Here is a 20,082-nt window from a genome sequence, read left to right as displayed (position 1 = left end):
CACGACCTACAAGCAAGTGCTAACCTAGCACTTAGCGCCTGTGACCTGACCACTAACCACTAACATCTTTCCCCTAGCAACTAACAACTGTGTAGTGACAATAAAGCTTGCCCGCAGGAACATTTTTTACAATAAAGTTTACCCGTAGTAACACACTAACAACTCAGGTCTAGGAATATCCAAAAGTCGAACTAATTATTCCTATTCATTTGCTTCCAAATCAATAAGTCCAATTTGGATTTAAATTCATCCTCATTAGCAAAGGATAGTGTAGGTAATATTGCTTTCAATAAATACAATACATTCTTAGTCCAGAAGTAGTCGTTTACTGACAAAGCCTTATCTATATTTGAAAAATGTAGTGCTAACTTTTCTAGCGACCCCCCAAAGACTCTCACAAAAGCTAACCATTTGTTCTTTAGTGATTCAAATGCTAATTTCGATATCAAATCGGATTGTTTCAACTCCATACCTACTTGTACAGATATTAGTGTGCAATAAAAAGTTCCACGGATAAAATCAATAGGTGTTCTTTGATGCTGATACTTAAAAGACATTATCAATTTAGTATTATTTATAAGGGGATCAGTTGCTTCTATATTGCGACCTTTAAGTATGCTTATTAATTCATCTCGAATATACATTACAGACTCCATAGAAAGGTACTTAACAAACCTATCAACTTCATCCCATTTGGTTTGTAATGCACAGCTTGTAACAAATGCAAGTATGTAGTTTTCTATAATACCGCTATGTTTTATGAAGTCATCATTTGTTGCTTCTGGTAACGTTTGATATGTGAAGTTGATGTCTACGGATTTTTCTCTATTTCCTTCATCAATAACAAGACTTAAGTGAGGGACGAAGTGTTTAAGTGCATTTACTAATGATTTTCCGCTAGGCTCTATAATTGACTTATCTAATTTAGAGGAGCTCAAAATCCAATCGCCGTCAACGATTGTTCCATTAGGTAAGTGTTCATCCAGTTTTAAAGATATACCTGCATCTATTAAACAATAATTCTCTATAGAGGCTAACATATACCAAGCTAATTCAATTGGTGCTAACACGTATTTAGTTATATCTTTGCTAGGATCTGGATTACTAACAATTCCGGGGAATATAACTACATCTCCACCATCATTTAAAAACTGCTTTTGCTCTTTAGCCTCCTGTAGTAGCCATAATAAAATATGTCGAGACACTGCATGACAATGAGCGGCATTTAATGAACTTTTTGGATCAATACTTTCCAGTAATTCAAATAATGCAGCTAGTTTCTGAAGGCTTTCCTTTCGCTTTCCAGCATGCCAAAATACTATCGCAGAATCTGCTTGAAGTCCTATTTTCATAGGTAAGCTTTCTGACTGATTAACTTTATCTAAAAAATCAACTCCCTGCTGAAAGTATTGATAAGCCAAAGTATAATCGCCTTCATACTCTGCACAAATTGCCGCTCTTCTCAAGAAAAAAACCTCATCGCCTTTTTGAAGGTTAGATTGTTTACCATCTAGTAATTTCTTGGAAATTTCCAGACTTACTCCGTAATCCTTTTTATGATAAAGAACTAATGCTTTTGCTCTAAGTAAGCAATTATTTAAACTCCCATATTTCCTGAGGCCAGCTTCAATTAACTCAAGAGCTTTATCATAATTATTGCCTGTTTCATCCCAAATAACAGCTGAGAATTTCACACAAGTAGTAGCTAAATCATCATTTCCCCAGCTATTCGCAAAACACTCAAGTTCAGCAAAAATAGCTGAATGTTTTTCGCAATCGATAGTACAGTTATCATACTCGCTTAACCATGCCCCTCTAACGAGTGCATCAATATCAGAATCGATTTTTGTTATAGTTCTAAATAAATCATCTCTGGTTTCAACGTCACATGAATCAATAAATTTAAATAGTGTGACTAATTCTTCTATTTTTTTTATCTGACTAATCTGATTCATAATAAAAATACTTATCGATGGATTTCCATCTACTTCTATCGGTATTTCTTTATGGGGTATTGAAGAAGGAAGTAAATCAGCTTTATTTTTAAATAGAGAATCTAACTTGGTTACTGTTAATTCCCAGTTTGGTAAGTTTCCAAACTTCGGCCGAGACATTAAGAGTTTTGAATAAATTAATATACGAACCAAAACCGCACTACCAGACTTTTGAACATCAGCCATATCAGCTTCTATTTCAAATCTTTCAAAGGCTTCTAAGTAACTCTCTTTTTTGTCTTCAAGGCATGCTAAAAGTAAAAGTTGAGAGCCTCGTAGCATAATATTTACGTTTAAGTCTTGCTCAAATATCAATTGTTCTGAATTAAAAAAAGTGAACATTATTAAGTGTGGTGCAATAATTTGTAGGTCACTTAGCTCAGATGTAATGATTAAACAGCTCAATAACGTAAGTGCTCTAGCATTTTCACCTGCAAATGCAGCAAAAAAAGCACTATTCATGGTGATAGGGTCTATTACTCTTGCTCGGAGAATTGAGTCTGCTATTTCACATTGAAATTTTTTCTGTTGTTGTTTAGTCAAAGTTGCAGCTGCAAAATTAGACAACAAAGGAGATAAGGAAAAACGGTTCCCCTCATGTTGATCGACCCAAGCACCTATAAGTTGATCAAAAGTAATTCCTGCATCCGTAACTTTAGGAGAGACTAAAGCTAGATCAAGTACCAAATTCCTATCAAACTTTCCTGTAATTAGTGATATTCGCTCGACAAGCCCTCTCGCACTTGGTGAAAGCTCATGAAGTAATCGCTCCCTTGTTTTCTTTTTAACTTTTTCTACAGAATCATTTTTTTGTAGCAAAGAATTTAGGGTCCAAAACTCTTCAATGCTCCAATTACTTGTTTTCATACTGTGGATCATTGCAGTAACTAATTGTGGATGACCTCCACCTGTTGATAAATAAATATATCGAGCCCAGTAATCCTCTGTAACATCCAACGCTAATAAAATTTCTTTAATATCTTCCTCAGAGAAATCATCAACTTTCTGCTCAACTTCATGAAGTAGATTAGCTGAAGAAAGGAAATCTACATCTATTGATTTTGAAGATGTAAAAAGTATAAAAACGTTACTTTTAATGCAAAAACCATGGAGGTTTAACAGCCTCTCATGAATCATAGGCGTATGATCACAATCAAAGTCATCAATAAGGATTCCTGTAATTTCTCGGTGTTGCAGGTCAGCTAAAGAACTTACTAGAATTTGACTAACTTCTTTAGAGTTCAATCCTCTTAGATTAACACTTACCCAACTACCTCCTATTTTTTTTGCAGCCACCTTAGCCGCAACCGTTTTTCCAACGCCAGCTGCTCCAAACAACCAAGCAGTGTTATTGTTTTCAAGCGAATAAACAGTACCATCAATTAGTTTTTGTCTCGTCGCTATTGCTGTAGGAAGTGGAACACTTTCTATTAAGCTTAGAGGTGACATATGTGATAAAGCAATATCTGTATTACCAGATAGAGAAGATGGCATTAATTGAGATTGCAAACTTTGTAAAATCGAGCGAGTTAGTTCTTCTACTTCAACATTTGTTGATGTACATTTTTCTTTAATATGATAATTGGCATTATCTTCAATTGCATATTTCTCATAATCTATCAGCTCAATTTCAGGAATTAAATGCTCCTTGTATAAAGATATACAAGTACAATTAACACCCACAAAATTATCGTCACTAACAGACTTTACTATTGAAGTAAGAAAAGCCTTGTCTGAATTATTATCGTGAATAAATACGCCACTACCAGAAAGTCCTTGCAGCACTTCAGCCCCTGTTTCGCCTTTAAAATCAGTGTAGAATTTTGCTGGTATTTCTAAGTGTATATCAGTACCCCCAGTACTATTCTTGGTACAGGGGCTTATTGAATAAGTTTTTCCACTTTCAGACTTCACCCTACCTTTAAAAATAAACTCCAGCTCAGGCTTATCTGTATCAATAGTAAAAAATATCTCTGGGAAACCTTCGTTATTTAGAGCAACGTCAACCTCAATAGCAATAATGTCATAAGTCTTAAATATTTCGAGATTGCCTAACATTTTAATAAAAGTTAAGTTTTCTATTTTTTCAGATTCTGCTTTATAAGTTAATGTAGAGCAAAGTTCATCATTATATTGCTCACACCCTTCTCCAAAAGTAACGTGGGCAGAACTTAAGACATAAAATGCATTCCTGACCTTTACGAGTACAGCACTTCCCAGATAGATAGGTCCTTTAGAGATTTGAACTGTCGTATAGGGCAGTAATGTTAAGTGATTCATGTCAATGTAATCTCATTTTGTTCTATGTAATTTATTTTATATAAAAGGCGTTCATTTTCACTTAATAATGAACCATTTCTTGTTTCAATAGCTGAAACTGAATGATTAAAATAAAAGTTAATTTCATCATTCTTATTCCTATCGACTAAAATTGCTAGCTTCGCAATTGTCTCAACACTTGGATGTTTGCTCCTAGCCTTCCCACCATTAGTGCTTATAATATAATTATTACAGCTAACCATACTGATTAAACGTTTTGAAATACTCTTTGCGCTGCCATGGTGAGATAACTTGATATAATCAAATACAGCCTTTTTTTCGGAACTAAAGCCTTGCTGCTGAAAATAGTCTGAAATTACTTCTGGGTGTGAATCAGCTAAAAACAGTACTTTTTTATCTTTATAGTTAAGGATGAAAGCAATAGAACTTGTATTAGCAATATCGTCGGACTTTTTCAGAAACGAGTCTGGTAACTCAGCCCATTCTGTAATAGTTTTTGTGGCAACATTCGATGATATATCAGTCTCTTTTTTATCAGATAAATCGCTAGTTATTTCCTCAATAAATTTTTTATGAAAACACTCTAAGTCATCACTAGTTGGAGAAATAATTTCTAATGAGAAGTCATCCGAAATCTCTAATACTTCTCCTTGCGTTAGGCCTTCAAATTGTACTGCCTTTTCATTTAACAATTTAAACAATGAATTGGCCTGTTTTATTGATATACCACCGGCGACTCTAGGTACAGAAATAGATTCAGGTGAGTTAACGTAAACTTTATTTAATGAAAAGTATTCTGGATAATCTTCTAATAATGGGAAAGCCCCATTAATATGATCTTCATCAGAGTGAGTCAAAATAATAAAATCAACTGAATTTGTTTTCTTTTTTATATGTTGTCTATAAGTCAACTTAAAACCACAGTCAACTATGAATTGCTTACCAGAAGAAAGCTCTTTAATTAAAAAAGCATCCCCGTAGTTTGCTTTAAAGATTGTAATAACTAGAGCCAAAATAGTTCTCAGAAAATAATAGGATAAGTTAACACATAACAGTTTGAAATATAATCAATAAAGTTACTAAAAAAATTTTTAAAATCCACCCAAAAGTGGCTGCCATTACCAAATTTTTCAATGAATATATAAACAGCAATGAAAGTTACCAGCCAAGCTATAATCCTCGCAGACCATAATCCTAATAATAGGAAACGCGATTGTGATTTAAAAGTAGCCTCAGATCGTGTTAAACATTTTTTCAAATCGTAAGGGTAACTTCCATTTTCAACCTTATAAGTGCTAAAAGTTAAGTTAGCACCAATGTTTATACTCTGTCTCAACAATAGTTGATTTCTAACAAGCCCACTAACGATGAGACTAAATAGCAAATTACCAACTACAAGCACGACATTTTCAGCTATAGAGTCAATCTTAAGCATCGAAATCAGAGCAACTAAGGATATTGGGATACCAAATAGCTTTCCTGTTATATCATTCATTACTTTTGACAATGAACTTGCCAAGTCAATCTCGGCTTTTGCTAATTCCGTTCGAACCTTATTAAAAGAGAAACCACTGATATACATATCAAAACTGGCTTTGTACTCTTTAAGTAATATGCTCCAATGTTTTAATAAATAGCTAAATACATTCTCGTTTGGAGGACATTGCGAAATGATATTCGCAAGTGCAAAACGAAAAATTCCGAGCTTTTCAGATGCATGGGCATGGTTACACTCTTGAGCTTCAATCAACTCATTGAGGGTCGATAAGTCAATTGCATTTAAAGATAGATCTTCTTCGTGAAATAATGTTTTCAATACATATGGTTTATGAGTATCTTTTTCAGTGAGTATAAACACCAATCTAAAGACATCTTCTTTTGTTTTCTCATCATGGTAATGAGCTATTTTTGAAAGTAATGAAATTAAGTTAACAACACTTGTTAAAGTTGCTAGGCGCGAATTTTCACCGTTTTCAGTTGATAAAACGTTGTCCTGCGCTATGTAGAATTGATCTAAGCTTTCTCCTCGGAATACAGATTTATGATTCTCAAGTAGATCAGCATAAGAATTAAAAAATAAAACAGAACCGTTTGTAGCGATTTTCCATTTTAGTTTTATGGTATCTCCTTCCGAAATTTCAGAAGGGGAAGATATATCAACACTATTATTCTTTAATAGTTCGTCGAACTCACCATATGACGTTGATAGTTCCTCGCAATTGTTCATTGCACACTTCAACTCTGAAGTAACTTCTATTTCGGCAGTAAATATTCCATTATCAACTCGCGGACAGCCGATCAAGCGGTACAAAGACACTACTTTCTCTAAAGCAGTAATTTGCGTACTCACAATTAATCTCTTAATCTGTCTGTGATGGTATTTATAGCTTCATTACTTAAACGGTTAAATGTTAGCTTTCGATTTTCCCTATCAAAATGAATTTCTGCGTCACTTGTCACTCCGAGAGCGCTTTTTTCTAATTGGGCTTGCCAGTTATCAGACTTTACCTTAATTCTAGCTTTTTTATTTACAGTAGATTCATGTACTACAAAAGTAGAGGGGACTTGATATTCATCACTATTCAAAAGAGCATTTAATTCATTATCAAGAACTACCTTATCTTCTTCTTCATAGTTCGAGGGATAACACGATCTAACTGAACCAACGACGTCACCGATTGTTGCCTGCCTATTCAGACTGATACATTCTCTAAGGTAAGTAATGACATCTTTTCTTGCTTCAGTTTTACTTTCTCTTAATTCACTTTTAGATTGGAAAAAGCTAGTTATACCGCTAATACAACCGCTTGTAGCCGTAGAAGCCGCTATCCCCTTACTACAACCCAAAGCCTTAATAAAATATCCTGATGCACTTTGGTTGGACTTAGGGCTAACAAAGCTCAAATAGCTCAGCTCTTGCTGCTCTTCTTCTTCAGCATTTTGATATTGAGCATATCTAGAGAAGTTGATCTTTGCAGCTTGGTGCAGCTTATTAAGGTCAAGTTCAATGATTCCTATTGGAACTAGATTTTCATCCAGCTGTAAACCTTCCTTTTGTTTTATCATTGCAACTATTAAAAATTGCTGCCCTCCAGTTTCATACAATGAAAACAATAGATAACCACCGGAAGCAAAATTTACATCTCTAGACTTTATTTCAAGAGATCTCATTGCATTTTTAGTCAGGTTTAAGAAGCTTTCAGCAGTTTGATTTTCGTTAAGAAAGGTATCAAAATGCCTCGGAAAGGCACCCACCTCGTCCGCACTACCAAACGTACCAAATACTGCATTATTATCTCTAGTACCATAAAGCTTAATCACATCTTTAACTAAAGTGTCCACCGTATCTAAAGAGCAATCTAAAACATCTTCAACTATTACAGATGGCATTAACCGCTCTCGTGGCTCTTTAACAAGTTGATGGATAACAGCAAAAGTAAGATTTACAGACAAAATTACATCCTTTTAATTTATCATTATACCTTTATTAATAACATTTACCCTTTTAAGAGCACAAGCGATTATGCAAAAGAATATATTAGTCGTAAATCAACTTAGTTAAGATAGAGTAACTATTCCTCTTATTGTCACTAAATTAGATTGAAAGAAACTCATGGGGGCTGGTCTTGCTTTTGCCACAACCTCACACATGGTTCAGAAAGTGATTTAACTTAACCTGAATAGTTTTACTAAACCACTTGCTATTTGCGTAAGTTATAACAAGATCATGTTTGAAAACTAATAGTTGTTATAACTCCGAGTTTACAAATTCAAGTATACTGCTCTCTGAGGAGAGAAAGACGCGAGTAGATTTATTGAATTGTAGGTCGTCATTTATGGCGTCATAAAAAACGCGCTAAAGCACGACCTACGAGCAAGTGCTAACCTAGCACCTAGTTCCTAGAGCCTAGCGCCTATGACCTGACCACTAACATCTTTCCCCTAGCAACTAGCAGCTAGCAACTGCAATCAACAATACTGCCCTGCTGCAAAGCCGCAGCTCCAGGCGTATTGGAAGTTGTAGCCGCCTAGCCAACCAGTGACGTCGGTGACTTCGCCGATGAAATAGAGGCCCGGTGACTTTTTCGCTTCGAAGGTTTTTGAACTTAACTCGTCGGTGTCTACACCGCCAAGCGTAACTTCAGCGGTTCTGTAACCCTCTGTGCCGTTGGGTTTAATTTGCCAATTGTGAATGTAGTCATGTAACGCATCGATTTGCGCATGGCTTAGCTGGTTTACATTACAATCAGGGATCGCTTTCGTGTCGTGCAGCATTTCAACAAAGCGTTTTGGTAAAATTGTCGCAAGGGTATTTTTTAGTGACTTTTGCCCTTGGCTTTGACGCCACTGCTCAAGCTGCTGTTTTAAATCGAGCTCGGGTAACAAGTTGATGTACACAGTTTGCCCTGCACGCCAAAAAGAGCTGATTTGCAGAATCGCTGGGCCCGAAAGGCCGCGGTGAGTAAACAAGATGTTTTCTTTAAACTGGGTGCCATCTTCACTGGTAACCAGACAAGGAATACTGATCCCCGATAACCCATCAAAGCGATCTTTATCATGCTGGTGCAACGTAAATGGCACTAATGCCGCCATGGTTGGTAGCACAGTTAACCCAAATTGCTCGGCAATTTTATAACCAATTGGTGATGCACCAAGTTTAGGCATGGTTAATCCGCCCGATGCGACAACTAACGACTCACATTGATAGCTGTCTTGCTCAGTAATAACTTCATAACCTGCATCGGTTTTTGTCACGCTGAGTACTTCGTTACGCAGCGCTATGTTAACCCCCGCCCACTCGCACTCAGTTAAAAGAATATCGACGATATCTTGTGCACTGTTATCACAAAATAACTGGCCCAGCGTTTTATGGTGATAGGCCAAGCCATGACGGTCCACCAGCTCTATAAAGTCATGCTGGGTATAACGACTTAAACACGATTTTACAAAGTGAGGATTACCACACAAGTAGTTGTCTGGGCTTGCGTTTTCATTGGTGAAGTTACAACGCCCACCGCCGCTGATTAATATTTTACGGCCCGGCTTTTTGCCCATATCAAGCACAGTAACATTGCGACCACGGTAGCCTGCTTGTGCAGCACACATCAAACCTGCGGCACCGGCGCCAATCACAATTACATCTACTTGGGTCATTACTCATACTCACTAAAAAAATTTAGCTGATTATAACAAGTTATTGTCGCTGCTGTGTTAACACTGAGGTGTTTTTACAAAAAAGATAAAACCAAAAAACGAAATAAAGTAAAAACTCAAAACCACAAAATTATAACTTTATTATGAGAAAGCTACTAAAAAGCACCATAAAAAGACTATTTTAGACGTCTATACATTTAGTTATAACCAAAATAGAGACAACCATAATAAAACGATATTTTAACTAAATTTACATTTATTTTACCTTTGTCCCCCTTCGCGAAAAATATCGTGGAGATTTACATAACAATCTAGGGATCATTATGACAACTAACAACAACTTGAAGAAGTGCGCAATTGCACTGAGCTTGACTGCGTTGTTTGGGACGACGGCAGCAATGGCTACTCCAAACCAACTAATGTCACCATCTATGCAGGAAACTGCAGCGAAATTACAAGGCCAAGAAGGCTTTGGTACACAATTCATCATCAAGTATAAAAACAACAGTGATGAAATGATGACGATGTCGGCAGCAGAACAAACGCCGACTATGATGAACAAAAAAGCAAAAGGCTTTGTTAAAAACTTCACCACCAAAAAAGGTAAAGTAAAAGCGCAATACGTTCGTGCAATGGCGATGAGTAATCACCACGTTATGCGTGCTGATAAAAAACTTTCAGCTCAAGAAGCACAAGAATTCATGCAAGAGATGGTTGCATCAGGTAACGTTGAATACATCGAAATCGACCAAATGTTAAAGCCATTTGCAACGCCTAACGACCCACGTTATGACGACCAATGGCACTACTACGAGCAAGCGGGTGGTCTTAACCTTCCTACGGCTTGGGATACAGCAACGGGTAGCGGTGTCGTTGTTGCGGTACTTGATACAGGTTACCGTCCGCATGTTGATTTAAATGCCAACATCCTTCAAGGCTATGACATGATCTCTAATGTGTCTGTAGCTAACGATGGGGGTGGTCGTGATAGCGATGCACGCGATCCAGGTGATGCAATCAGCGCTAACGAATGTGGTTACACACATGGTGCGCAAAACTCAAGCTGGCACGGTACGCACGTTGCGGGTACTGTTGCAGCAGTGACTAACAACGGTGAAGGTGTTGCCGGTGTTGCTTACAACTCAAAAGTTGTTCCTGTACGTGTACTTGGTAAATGTGGTGGTTTAACTTCTGATATCGCTGACGGTATTATCTGGGCTTCAGGTGGTTCAGTTTCTGGCGTACCTACAAATGCTAACCCTGCTGATGTTATTAACATGAGTTTAGGTGGTAGCGGTTCATGTAGCTCTACAACACAAAACGCTATCAACCAAGCGCGTAACAACGGCTCTGTAATCGTAATCGCTGCGGGTAACGATAACGATAACTCTGCAAACTACAACCCAGGTAACTGTAATGGTGTTGTAAACGTTGCATCTGTTGGTCGTAACGGTGGTCGTGCTTATTACTCAAACTACGGTAGCAACATTGATGTTGCAGCACCGGGTGGCGCACAAAGCTTTGCGAATGACTCTGAAGGTGTTTTATCAACACACAACTCAGGCTCTACAAGCCCAAGCAGCGATTCATATCACTACTCGCAAGGTACATCGATGGCTGCACCACATGTTGCGGGTGTAGCAGCGTTAATCAAGCAAGCTAAACCATCTGCAACGCCAGATGAAATCGAAAGCATCTTAAAATCAACAACTCGTTCTTTCCCAGCAACATGTACAAGCTGTGGTACAGGTATTGTTGATGCAGCAGCCGCTGTGGCAGCAGCATCAGGCACAACACCGCCACCACCAACAGGCAATGTGTTAGAAGATGGCCAAGCACTAACAGGTTTAAGTGGCTCTGCTAGCAGCCAAACTTTCTACACAATGGAAGTGCCAACAGGTGCAACTAACGTAACCTTCACAATGAGTGGCGGTACAGGTGATGCTGACCTTTACGTTCGTGCAGGTAGCGCACCAACAACGTCAACCTATGATTGTCGCCCGTATAAAGGCGGTAACAACGAAGTATGTTCTATCGATAACCCAACAGCAGGCACTTACCATGTAATGCTCAATGGTTACTCTGCATACTCAGGTGTTAGCCTTGTGGGTGATTTAACAACTTCTGGCGGTGGTTCAGGCTCAGGTTCACCACAAGCAGGTGGCGGCACAGTGACTGATATCTCTGCAAGTGCAGGTCAGTGGAAACACTACACACTAGAAGTACCAGCAGGTATGGCAAGCTTCACAGTAACAACGTCTGGTGGTTCAGGTGATGCTGACTTATTCGTTAAGTTTGGTAGCCAACCAACTTCATCTAGCTATGACTGTCGTCCGTACAAAAACGGTAACGCAGAAACATGTACATTCAGTAATCCACAAGCAGGTACGTGGCACTTAAGCTTAAATGCTTACCGTACTTTCTCTGGTGTAACATTGGATGCACAGTATCAACCTTAATAGTTGATCTCCCCAGTATCCCCCCTGGGACTTTTCAGCCGGACTTACGTCCGGCTTTTTTGTACTTTTATCAATAAAACTAATTGCTCTTAAAGCTTTTCAAGCACAGCTTCAGCGCGACTTACTACAAACTCTTTGTCTTGTTCAACAAACAGCCCTGTTACCGTTTGGTTTTCAACGATCATCGCATAACGCTTTGAACGTACGCCACCAAAGCCAGCTGTGTCTTTATCTAGACCAAGTGCTTTAGTAAAGCTTGCATCACCATCAGCTAACATACGAATATGCTCAGCGTTATGAGCTTCACCCCATGCTTTCATTACAAATGCATCGTTCACCGATACGCAGTAAATTGCATCAACGCCTTTAGCGGTAATTTTATCGGCTAGCGTAATAAACTCAGGTAAATGAGCGTTTGAACAGGTTGGTGTAAATGCACCAGGCACCGCAAATAGCACCACTTTTTTATCTGCAAATAATGCCTCTGTTGAATGCGTTTGCATTCCTTCGCTCGTTAGTTCTGTTAGGTTTGCTGTTGGTAAAGTTTGGCCTTGTTGTATCATTTTTTACCCTTTTTCATTACGAATATTTGAGCCAAAGAGTAAAGCACACATGCAAAAATACAAGTTAGTGCACCTAATCTTTTAGTGTTTATTCACAACAAAAGTACTCAAATTAAGTCGTTTAAGTTATGCTTCATAACCTAGCAGTAAAGACATATCTGCAGCAGTTGATTTGATATTTTCATGCACGTTGTCTATGTCATGTGAGCAAGAGCCATCTAAAACACCTATATAGGGAACAACAAGTGCTGCAGCGATTTGACCTGAATCATCAAAGACTGGATATCCAATATCTTTAATTCCTTGAGCTTGGGCACTTTCTAAACTTTCATACCCTTGATTTAACACTGTTTCGAATATATTTTTTAATTGTCTTTTACTTGTTTTAGGATGGTTTGAAGGAACACGATTAAGCATTAACTGCCTTTTTTCCTCATCAGAAAATGCCAGTAGTAGATGTCCCGAACACGTATTCATCAAAGGGGCCTCAGCCCCTAACCTAACACTAAATATCCGTGCTGAGGGTGAATCTTGTTGAACAACAACATGCCCTCTACCTTCATAGTAAATGACGAGGTGACAAGATTGTTCAATAATATATGACAGACGACGCATTAATGGGTTTGCAATTGAGGTTAACCTTTTAATAGGGGGAAAACGATTTGCTAAACCAAACATTTTTAATGTTACTCGATACCTGTCTTGTGATAACTCGATATATCCTCGCTGTTCAAGTACAGCCAACATTCTAAACAACTCACCTAAAGAGCGATCTAATCGAGATGTTATGTCATTAATAGTTAGTCCATCAGCTTCACTTGATAATAGCTCTAATAAATCTAAGCCCTTTTCAAGTGCCGGTGCAGAATAAACCTTCTTTCGAGACTTTTGCTCCTTGCCTTTAATTCCTTCAGCCATTGAATACACCTCATTTCTTTATAGATAAAAACGACTTAAACTCACCATTATACGTGTAAATTATGTATGTTTTAATTTTTCGTATATGAAAGTTCTTTTTATCACGTTCCTAGTTAATAAAAAATAAATCATTGCGCTTGCAACGAAAATATTCGTTCAACGATACGCCATTTATCTTGCTCTTCTGTCGCTTTATCAACCCTTTGAAACTGTTCCATTAATTTTTCCCACTGCTGAACCTTATCATTACTTAAATCTTGTTGCGCCTTTTTTTCGAAGCTAAATGAATCATCCACATTCAAAATCATAATCAACAAGGTGCCATGGCGGTAAATAGACATATCTTCGATGCCAGCATGACGAATACTCTCTACAACTTCAGGCCAAACACAACCCGCCTTGTGATATTCCTCATATTGAGCAATTAATTTCGGATCATCTTTTAATTCTAACGTTAAACAATATTGCATTTATTCTCCTGCCCCATGTATAGCTGTATGAACATGAACAACTCTGTAACCAAAAATAGAAATAACTAAAAAGCAGCATAGAGGCACTATAAAAGAACTTTGTACAGTTGAAATAGACTCAAATAATGGAGCCGAATCAATTAAAGATGCGTGCAATGGTGGCATAAGTGCTCCCCCTACTATCGCCATAACAAGTCCCGCAGATGCAAGACTTGCATCGTCCTTCATTCCTTGTAGAGCAATACCATATATTGTAGGAAACATCATCGACATACATGCAGAAACACCGATTAGGCAATAAAGGCCAAAGTATCCACCGACGAATATTACATTGAACATGAGGACTATCCCGCTGCACGCTAACAGCATAAGGAGATATCCCGGCTTAAAATAGCCAAGTAAGAATGTACAAATAAACCGACTCACTAAAAATAAAATCATTGCAATGATATTGTAATTTTGTGCTTCGGATGAGCTAAGACCAACCACATTCATGCCGTAATGGATAATAAAGGTCCAGCACATTATTTGCGCACCTACATAAAAAGCTTGCGTGATCACACCTTCAACATAAACCTTATTTTTAAATAACCTGACTGCTGTTTGCTTTAATTCTTTTTTTGTTAATCGGTTATTGTGATTTACCGTTTTCGGTAACTTAAGCAGTAAATAAATAAAAAATAACACAGTGACAACAATCGCTATCGTGACATAAGGGCCACGCACCGTCATCAAGTCAGCTGCTTGCATAGCTTGGTGTTTTAGTGGTTCATTAACCGAAAATGTCTCTAAAGCTTCCCCTAACTTAGCATCAACAATAGAAGGTAATAGATTTGAGTATTCAGGGTTTTGTGCTTTTTCTGCAGCACGGAACTCTTCAACTTGGAGCTTATTCAAAATTAATGTTGAAGCAACAAACATACCCGTTAACGAGCCTACAGGATTGAATGCTTGCGCTAAGTTCAACCGTTTTGTTGCTGTTTTTTTGTGTCCCATTGAAAGAATGTATGGATTGGCAGTTGTTTCTAACATGGCTAAGCCACACGTCAAAATACACAATGCAGCAAGAAAGAAATTGAACTCCATATAGATACTTGCAGGAATGAAAAGGAATGCACCAACAGCATAAAGTGCGAGTCCTAATAAAACTCCTGATTTATATGAATAATTTCTAATAAATAGCGCAGCAGGAATCGCCATTACTCCATAGCCTAAATAAAATGCAAACTGTACTAAACTACTTTGTGCATTTGATATTAAAAAAATATCTTTAAACGCTTTCACTAATGGATTAGTAATATCGTTTGCAAATCCCCAAAGTGGAAAAAGGGCTGCAATCATAATAAAAGGTAGTAGCATACCTTTTGCTATTAATGGCGGTGAATCTTCCACAGCTATGTTATTTTCGTTATTGCTTTTTATTGTCATTGTGTGTTCTCTTTTTCGCGGATTACTATCGCAATGTAATCCGCTAAGTTCGATTAAATCTTTCTTATTTAAATATTTATTATTGTAATCACCATATTAAATGTGGCGCTAAGGAATTACCTTAGCGCCTTTGCATTAACGCGTTACTTTCAACGCATCTAACAGCATGTATTGGCCACTAAGTTTTGTGACTTTAAGAGTGTGGGTCCCCTGACTTAAATTAAATTGGCTATAAATCGTTTTTTGGGTTAAACGAAAAGGGTTGTATGTATTTAAAATAACCGCAGGTTGTGAATCAATCTGAACTTCGATCTCACCTTGGTCACTATTCATTTCTGAAATAACTTCAATGCCTGTCCCGTCAAAAATATACTCAAAATAATCACCATTCACAGGAGTGTAGGCAACATCATCTTGGTAATCTTTAACATTTCTGTTTGAAGACGTTCTCCAGGTACCAGCATAAGTAATAGTGTTGTCTGTGTTATTAATATATACAGGGGGATTAGTATATGTAATGGCATCAAGTTGCATCCAATTTCCATCAAGCTTAACCATTTTCACTGTATGGTTTGCCGCAGATAAGTTAGACGCTTCAAAGTAGGTAGTCATTGCTTGGTAAGAACTGCCAGAAGTATTAATGACTCCTTGACTTATATTATCAATAAATACTTCGATATTACCTTGTGACGGATCTCTTGGACCAATGAGCTTTACTCCAGTGCCAAAGAAGCTATATTCAGCATATGCTCCATTAACGCTAGTATAAGACACATCGTCATTATAATCTCCTGCACCTCTATTTCGGCTTTTATTCCACGTACCACCATTATAGGTAATGTTTGCATCATCATTTATTGTTTTTTGACCAACTTCATCGTCATTACCAAATAAAGACTTCATTCCTTTTAGTACATCTAAAGATTTTTGAGAAACACTGCCATCTTCATACATCATTAAATTAAAAGATGTTGGTACTTTTCGTTCAGCTCTTTCTGAAACCATATTGTATGCTGATTTCGCAGTAAAATTAGGGTTGCCAATAGTTTGATTTGCTCCGCGAATACCCCAATCATTTTCCATTCTTGGCATACAATGACCATATACTCCTTTATCGCCAGTGCTAGTATAAAGTCCAGTACCTCCCATTGGTGCTCCTTCGGCCTTACAGTCTTCACCAAATGATAAATCCTCAAAGTCGGTGTAGTGGGCAACAATCCAAGGATTGTAAGAAATTAAGCGTTCTGGATTACCAGCTTTAGCTGCCGCTCCAAGTGCTTCAAATGGCGCAGGATAATAAACTAAGCCATCATCAAAAAACCAGCCATCTAATTTTTTACCATAACGCTCTCCCATTGCTTTAATAACTACCTTCCAATTATTAAAAAAGGTATCTCGGTCACCTGTGCCACTACTTAAAAATGAACTAGGCCAGTTATTCAATACCCACCAATCGGTTGAGTTATACCCTAAATGGCTATCTTGACCAGTATGATAATAAAGATAAAAGCCAATTCCCTCTGCATCCAAGGCATTGGCTATATCGCCAATTAAATCTCGACTAGAAGTACGATTTGAGTGACCCAACAGCGCATCTAATTCACTGATTGGAGCGTTGATTTCATAAGTCCACCAAGTTGCTGACCAAATTACATACTCAGCCCCCGTGCTTTTAACCATATTTACAAAGTTGCTTACATTGAAATCAGCGGCTTGTTTATCAAGCGTTTTTGCTTGGCCTGATTGAGGAAATCCCCAACCGCCATATTGAAACATCAGGCCATATTTATAATTACTAAAACTAGTCGCATCAGATTTAAAATTATTTACTCTTGCTTGGTAAGCTGAGTACTTCGCATCTTCGATCAATTCTAATGATTTTAAGTGAATATCACCATTATTGGTTGTTCGTGTTAACTTTAGCGTATGCTGTCCTGCTGGTACATTAATAACGCCAATGTGCTCTCTTTGCCACCCAGCCTTATTGATTGTAAAGTTAATCGCCGAACCACCTACAACTTCTAGCTTAAAACTTTGAGCTGCTGAAAAAGTTCTTAGTAACATCGTAACGCGATAATTTGCTGGCGCAGCTACTTCAACATTCCACTGTAAATACTCACTGGAGTCAAAGCTCTGTAGCCAAGCATGTTTAGGGTTTCCAAAACTCTGCACACTTGTAGTATCAGGTCGTTGAGCGCTACTGGCCATTAAATAAGTTATGTTATCTTCCGTTGCATTTTGATCAAACACAATCGGAGCAGCACCCGCTTGGGGAATAACAGCTGCATGCGCATAATTTAATGATGTTAAAAAAATCACTATCAATAAACGGTATAATTTCAAATTCATAATTGTTGCCTTTATAATTAATTATTAATTACATCTCTTGTACACCTACTTCTGACTGTCACTAGACTCTTCGCTAATCAAGAAGATTAACGACGAGTACATGTTCGTTTTGATTCCTAACAACAACAACTTCGAGCTCTCCACGCCACTTGCGAGAACGATATGATGTTAGTAAATCCTTAATATTGATTATCTTATCGACCCCACTAAATTCAGTATCAATGACTCTTAAAATCACATCACCTTTAACCAAACCTGCCTCATCTGCCTGGCTGTTATGCTTTACATGAGTGACTAAGGCACCTGCAATTTCAGGTATACCAAGCGCAGACTGTTCACCAAGTGTTGTGACTGATTTAAAAGTGGCACCAAAAAGAGTTAACTCATCATCCTGTTGGGTATCGTTGCTACTAAGGTATAAATTTGGAAATGAAGGGCTCTCAGCTTGAGCTTTAAGACGAGGGCTTGTCACACCAAATTGATCCATGGCGAAGTTTTTAAAGCCTAGGCTTAATGCAGGTGATCCAGCTGAAACACGGTAATCACCAGTGCTTGGATCAACAAATTGTGGGTTTCCATATGTTGAGTGCTTATCAAGACCCAAGTTTTGAGCTTTAACTAAAGCACGCTCTGTCGTAAATAAGTTAAAGTCGATTTCCTGACCCCAGTGATTATTTAGAATTGGTTTATGGCTTGCTAGTACAATGTTTTTTCGGAAAATATCTTCGCTGTTTTCAAACCATACATGAGGATGGAACGAGTTATTTAAAATTACATTATTTTCAACTTTTCGACGAAAGCCCTCACGTAATTTTAAACCGCCGCTTAGTAAAACGTTATTATAAATTTCGTAATTTGACGATCCATCATCTAGGTCAATATCCCATCCATAGTCACACTGAAAGCGGTTATTTCTTATAATAATTGGCTTAATTACATCTGCGCGATACAACCCTGGATACTCTTTCGCTAGCTGGTTCATCTTAGCTCTATCTGGGTGCCAAAAACGATCCCTTCCCCATGAATTAAATGCACCATGGTCGCCAGTCTCTAATACCGTTGAAAACACATCATTATGTTCAATAACATGTCCTCCCCATGTTCCTTCACTTACATTTATACCGGCACGAGGAACACGATAAATTGTGTTATGACTTACTGTAACATTAGCACTCATAGAAAGTTGCACGCCTGCCACCTGCTTTTCTACTTGCCCTATATCATGGATTAAGTTGTCAAAAACAACTGAATTACTAGGATAGCGCTCATTTTTAGGACCTTTTGCCAAATCCATCTTATCGATATTGACATACTGGTGATATTCAAAACTCGGAGAACGAACGGCCGTAGCACTACCAACAAAACTCACAGCGCTTGCGCCAATGTTATATATTTCATTACCAGCTATTTTAATATCACGACTATAATCACTCACGAAAATCGCATTACCACCTAACTCTTTAAACACATTGTTTTTAACTTCTACTTTCTGTGCATTTGAAATTAAAACAGCGCCACCACGATAAACAGCCCAATCACTTCTAAGTAAAGGTTCTTTGGTTTGCATAAAGGTTTGATTAGTTTGAGTAAATACAAAATTTTCTACTCGAATATTTTTTACTGGATGCGATTCACTCCCAACCAATTCAATTAAATGATTAGTGGAAGTTATTTCAATTTCACTATTGCTAAGATCAAAATCATCTGGGGGATAAAAATATAACGTATCGGTTTGCTCATCAAAGTACCACTCCGAAGGTGCATCTAACTCCTCAAAAATATTCTCTACGTAACGATATTTAGTATGCATTGGCGATTGCCTGTTATTTTGAAAACCACCAAGCAATTTTAATTCACCTTGCTCTTTACCTTCGATTAGGTAATGCATGCCACCCCAACGCCCTTCATGTAGGGCATGGACAACCCCTCCTTTCGGATTTTTCCATGTTGCCACTCGCGCTGATGATATAGCATCTTCAGCATAGCCATTAAACACTTTAACTTCAGGGTCATAGTTTGGATAACGCGCTCTAATTTGCTTCTGACCATTAATAAATAACTGGTCAAAACCATCACTTTCAATGACCGCTTTTAGTAACTCTCCATCACGTTGCCAAACAACTGACAGTGGCTTAGCACCACTTAAAACTACGCGGCTACCTTGCTCCGCTGCAAAAATAAATGGCTGCTCTTGATTACCAGAATACTCATGATCCAATTGAATTGTTTTTGATAAATAGTAAGTTCCCTGCTTCAATCTAACTTCTACAGGTTTCCCCGTTGCCAACAGTGCTTTTGCATCAAGCAAAGCCTTATTTATTGCCAACTCTGATAATTTTGGATCATCTAAGGAAGAAACAAATAAAACTGTCTTTTTTTGTTCTGTCGCAGTGTGACTTATATGCGCATCGTTAGAACATGCGAGTAATGTAGAACACATAAGAAAAATGAAAGTACGCATTAAAAA

General features: G+C 37.7%; 12 protein-coding genes. 1 reads left to right on the top strand and 11 read right to left on the bottom strand.

The annotated features are described in order from the left end of the window. Positions 1-191: 191 nt before the first annotated feature. The 5 genes from AOG26_RS20880 to AOG26_RS15730 all read right to left on the bottom strand — a co-directional run bounded on the left by AOG26_RS20880 (position 192) and on the right by AOG26_RS15730 (position 9,428). Positions 192-4,274 carry a hypothetical protein gene (locus AOG26_RS20880; RefSeq protein ID WP_200907873.1) on the bottom strand — a complete coding sequence of 1,361 codons (4,083 nt, stop codon included), beginning with the start codon at positions 4,272-4,274 and terminating at the stop codon, positions 192-194. Next, positions 4,271-5,287 (bottom strand): ComEC/Rec2 family competence protein, encoded by a 1,017-nt coding sequence (locus AOG26_RS15745; RefSeq protein WP_054563384.1) that lies wholly within the window; start codon positions 5,285-5,287, stop codon positions 4,271-4,273. The genes AOG26_RS20880 and AOG26_RS15745 overlap by 4 nt, the downstream gene beginning before the upstream one ends. 8 nt (positions 5,288-5,295) lie before the next feature. Beyond that, a complete protein-coding gene (locus tag AOG26_RS15740; RefSeq protein ID WP_054563383.1) occupies positions 5,296-6,624 on the bottom strand; it encodes a hypothetical protein in 1,329 nt (442 codons plus the stop codon). Between the two features lie 2 nt (positions 6,625-6,626). Then, complete coding sequence (locus AOG26_RS15735) at positions 6,627-7,727, bottom strand: nucleoid-associated protein (protein ID WP_054563382.1); 1,101 nt, start codon at positions 7,725-7,727, stop codon at positions 6,627-6,629. Between the two features lie 516 nt (positions 7,728-8,243). Then, positions 8,244-9,428 (bottom strand): NAD(P)/FAD-dependent oxidoreductase, encoded by a 1,185-nt coding sequence (locus tag AOG26_RS15730; protein ID WP_054563381.1) that lies wholly within the window; start codon positions 9,426-9,428, stop codon positions 8,244-8,246. Between the two features lie 323 nt (positions 9,429-9,751). Between AOG26_RS15730 and AOG26_RS15725 the strand changes: the two genes are divergently transcribed. Further along, positions 9,752-11,887, top strand: a complete 2,136-nt coding sequence (locus AOG26_RS15725; protein ID WP_054563380.1) for a S8 family peptidase — start codon at positions 9,752-9,754, stop codon at positions 11,885-11,887. Positions 11,888-11,976: 89 nt separating this feature from the next. On the opposite strand, the gene AOG26_RS15720 is transcribed toward AOG26_RS15725, so the two are convergent. From AOG26_RS15720 to AOG26_RS15695, 6 genes are all read right to left on the bottom strand, one after another. Then, positions 11,977-12,450, bottom strand: coding sequence for a peroxiredoxin (locus AOG26_RS15720; protein ID WP_054563379.1), 474 nt, complete (start codon positions 12,448-12,450; stop codon positions 11,977-11,979). Positions 12,451-12,576: 126 nt separating this feature from the next. Next, complete coding sequence (locus AOG26_RS15715; RefSeq protein ID WP_082401715.1) at positions 12,577-13,368, bottom strand: IclR family transcriptional regulator; 792 nt, start codon at positions 13,366-13,368, stop codon at positions 12,577-12,579. A 128-nt stretch (positions 13,369-13,496) separates the two neighbouring features. Continuing rightward, on the bottom strand, positions 13,497-13,838 hold the full coding sequence (locus tag AOG26_RS15710; RefSeq protein ID WP_054563378.1) for an L-rhamnose mutarotase: 342 nt from the start codon (positions 13,836-13,838) through the stop codon (positions 13,497-13,499). After that, positions 13,839-15,266: an L-fucose:H+ symporter permease gene (gene fucP, locus AOG26_RS15705; protein ID WP_054563377.1), complete on the bottom strand. Its 1,428-nt coding sequence runs from the start codon at positions 15,264-15,266 to the stop codon at positions 13,839-13,841. Positions 15,267-15,401: 135 nt separating this feature from the next. Continuing rightward, the gene (locus AOG26_RS15700; RefSeq protein WP_054563376.1) at positions 15,402-17,615 is read right to left on the bottom strand and encodes a hypothetical protein; all 2,214 of its coding nucleotides are present in this window, start codon (positions 17,613-17,615) and stop codon (positions 15,402-15,404) included. A 73-nt stretch (positions 17,616-17,688) separates the two neighbouring features. Next, positions 17,689-20,076 carry a PDZ domain-containing protein gene (locus AOG26_RS15695; protein ID WP_054563375.1) on the bottom strand — a complete coding sequence of 796 codons (2,388 nt, stop codon included), beginning with the start codon at positions 20,074-20,076 and terminating at the stop codon, positions 17,689-17,691. Positions 20,077-20,082 lie beyond the last annotated feature (6 nt).

Source organism: Pseudoalteromonas sp. UCD-33C (assembly GCF_001306895.1).
Classification (GTDB): Bacteria; Pseudomonadota; Gammaproteobacteria; order Enterobacterales; family Alteromonadaceae; genus Pseudoalteromonas.
This window is presented reverse-complemented; position numbering and strand designations above follow the sequence as displayed.

What these genes read in the sequence shown, in the direction of transcription:
- AOG26_RS15730 (WP_054563381.1), bottom strand. Translation starts at nt 9,428, where the DNA reads ATGACCCAAGTAGATGTAATTGTGATTGGCGCCGGTGCCGCAGGTTTG.
- AOG26_RS15720 (WP_054563379.1), bottom strand. Translation starts at nt 12,450, where the DNA reads ATGATACAACAAGGCCAAACTTTACCAACAGCAAACCTAACAGAACTA.
- AOG26_RS15725 (WP_054563380.1), top strand. Translation starts at nt 9,752, where the DNA reads ATGACAACTAACAACAACTTGAAGAAGTGCGCAATTGCACTGAGCTTG.
- AOG26_RS15700 (WP_054563376.1), bottom strand. Translation starts at nt 17,615, where the DNA reads ATGAATTTGAAATTATACCGTTTATTGATAGTGATTTTTTTAACATCA.
- AOG26_RS15710 (WP_054563378.1), bottom strand. Translation starts at nt 13,838, where the DNA reads ATGCAATATTGTTTAACGTTAGAATTAAAAGATGATCCGAAATTAATT.
- AOG26_RS20880 (WP_200907873.1), bottom strand. Translation starts at nt 4,274, where the DNA reads ATGAATCACTTAACATTACTGCCCTATACGACAGTTCAAATCTCTAAA.
- AOG26_RS15715 (WP_082401715.1), bottom strand. Translation starts at nt 13,368, where the DNA reads ATGGCTGAAGGAATTAAAGGCAAGGAGCAAAAGTCTCGAAAGAAGGTT.
- fucP (WP_054563377.1), bottom strand. Translation starts at nt 15,266, where the DNA reads ATGACAATAAAAAGCAATAACGAAAATAACATAGCTGTGGAAGATTCA.
- AOG26_RS15695 (WP_054563375.1), bottom strand. Translation starts at nt 20,076, where the DNA reads ATGCGTACTTTCATTTTTCTTATGTGTTCTACATTACTCGCATGTTCT.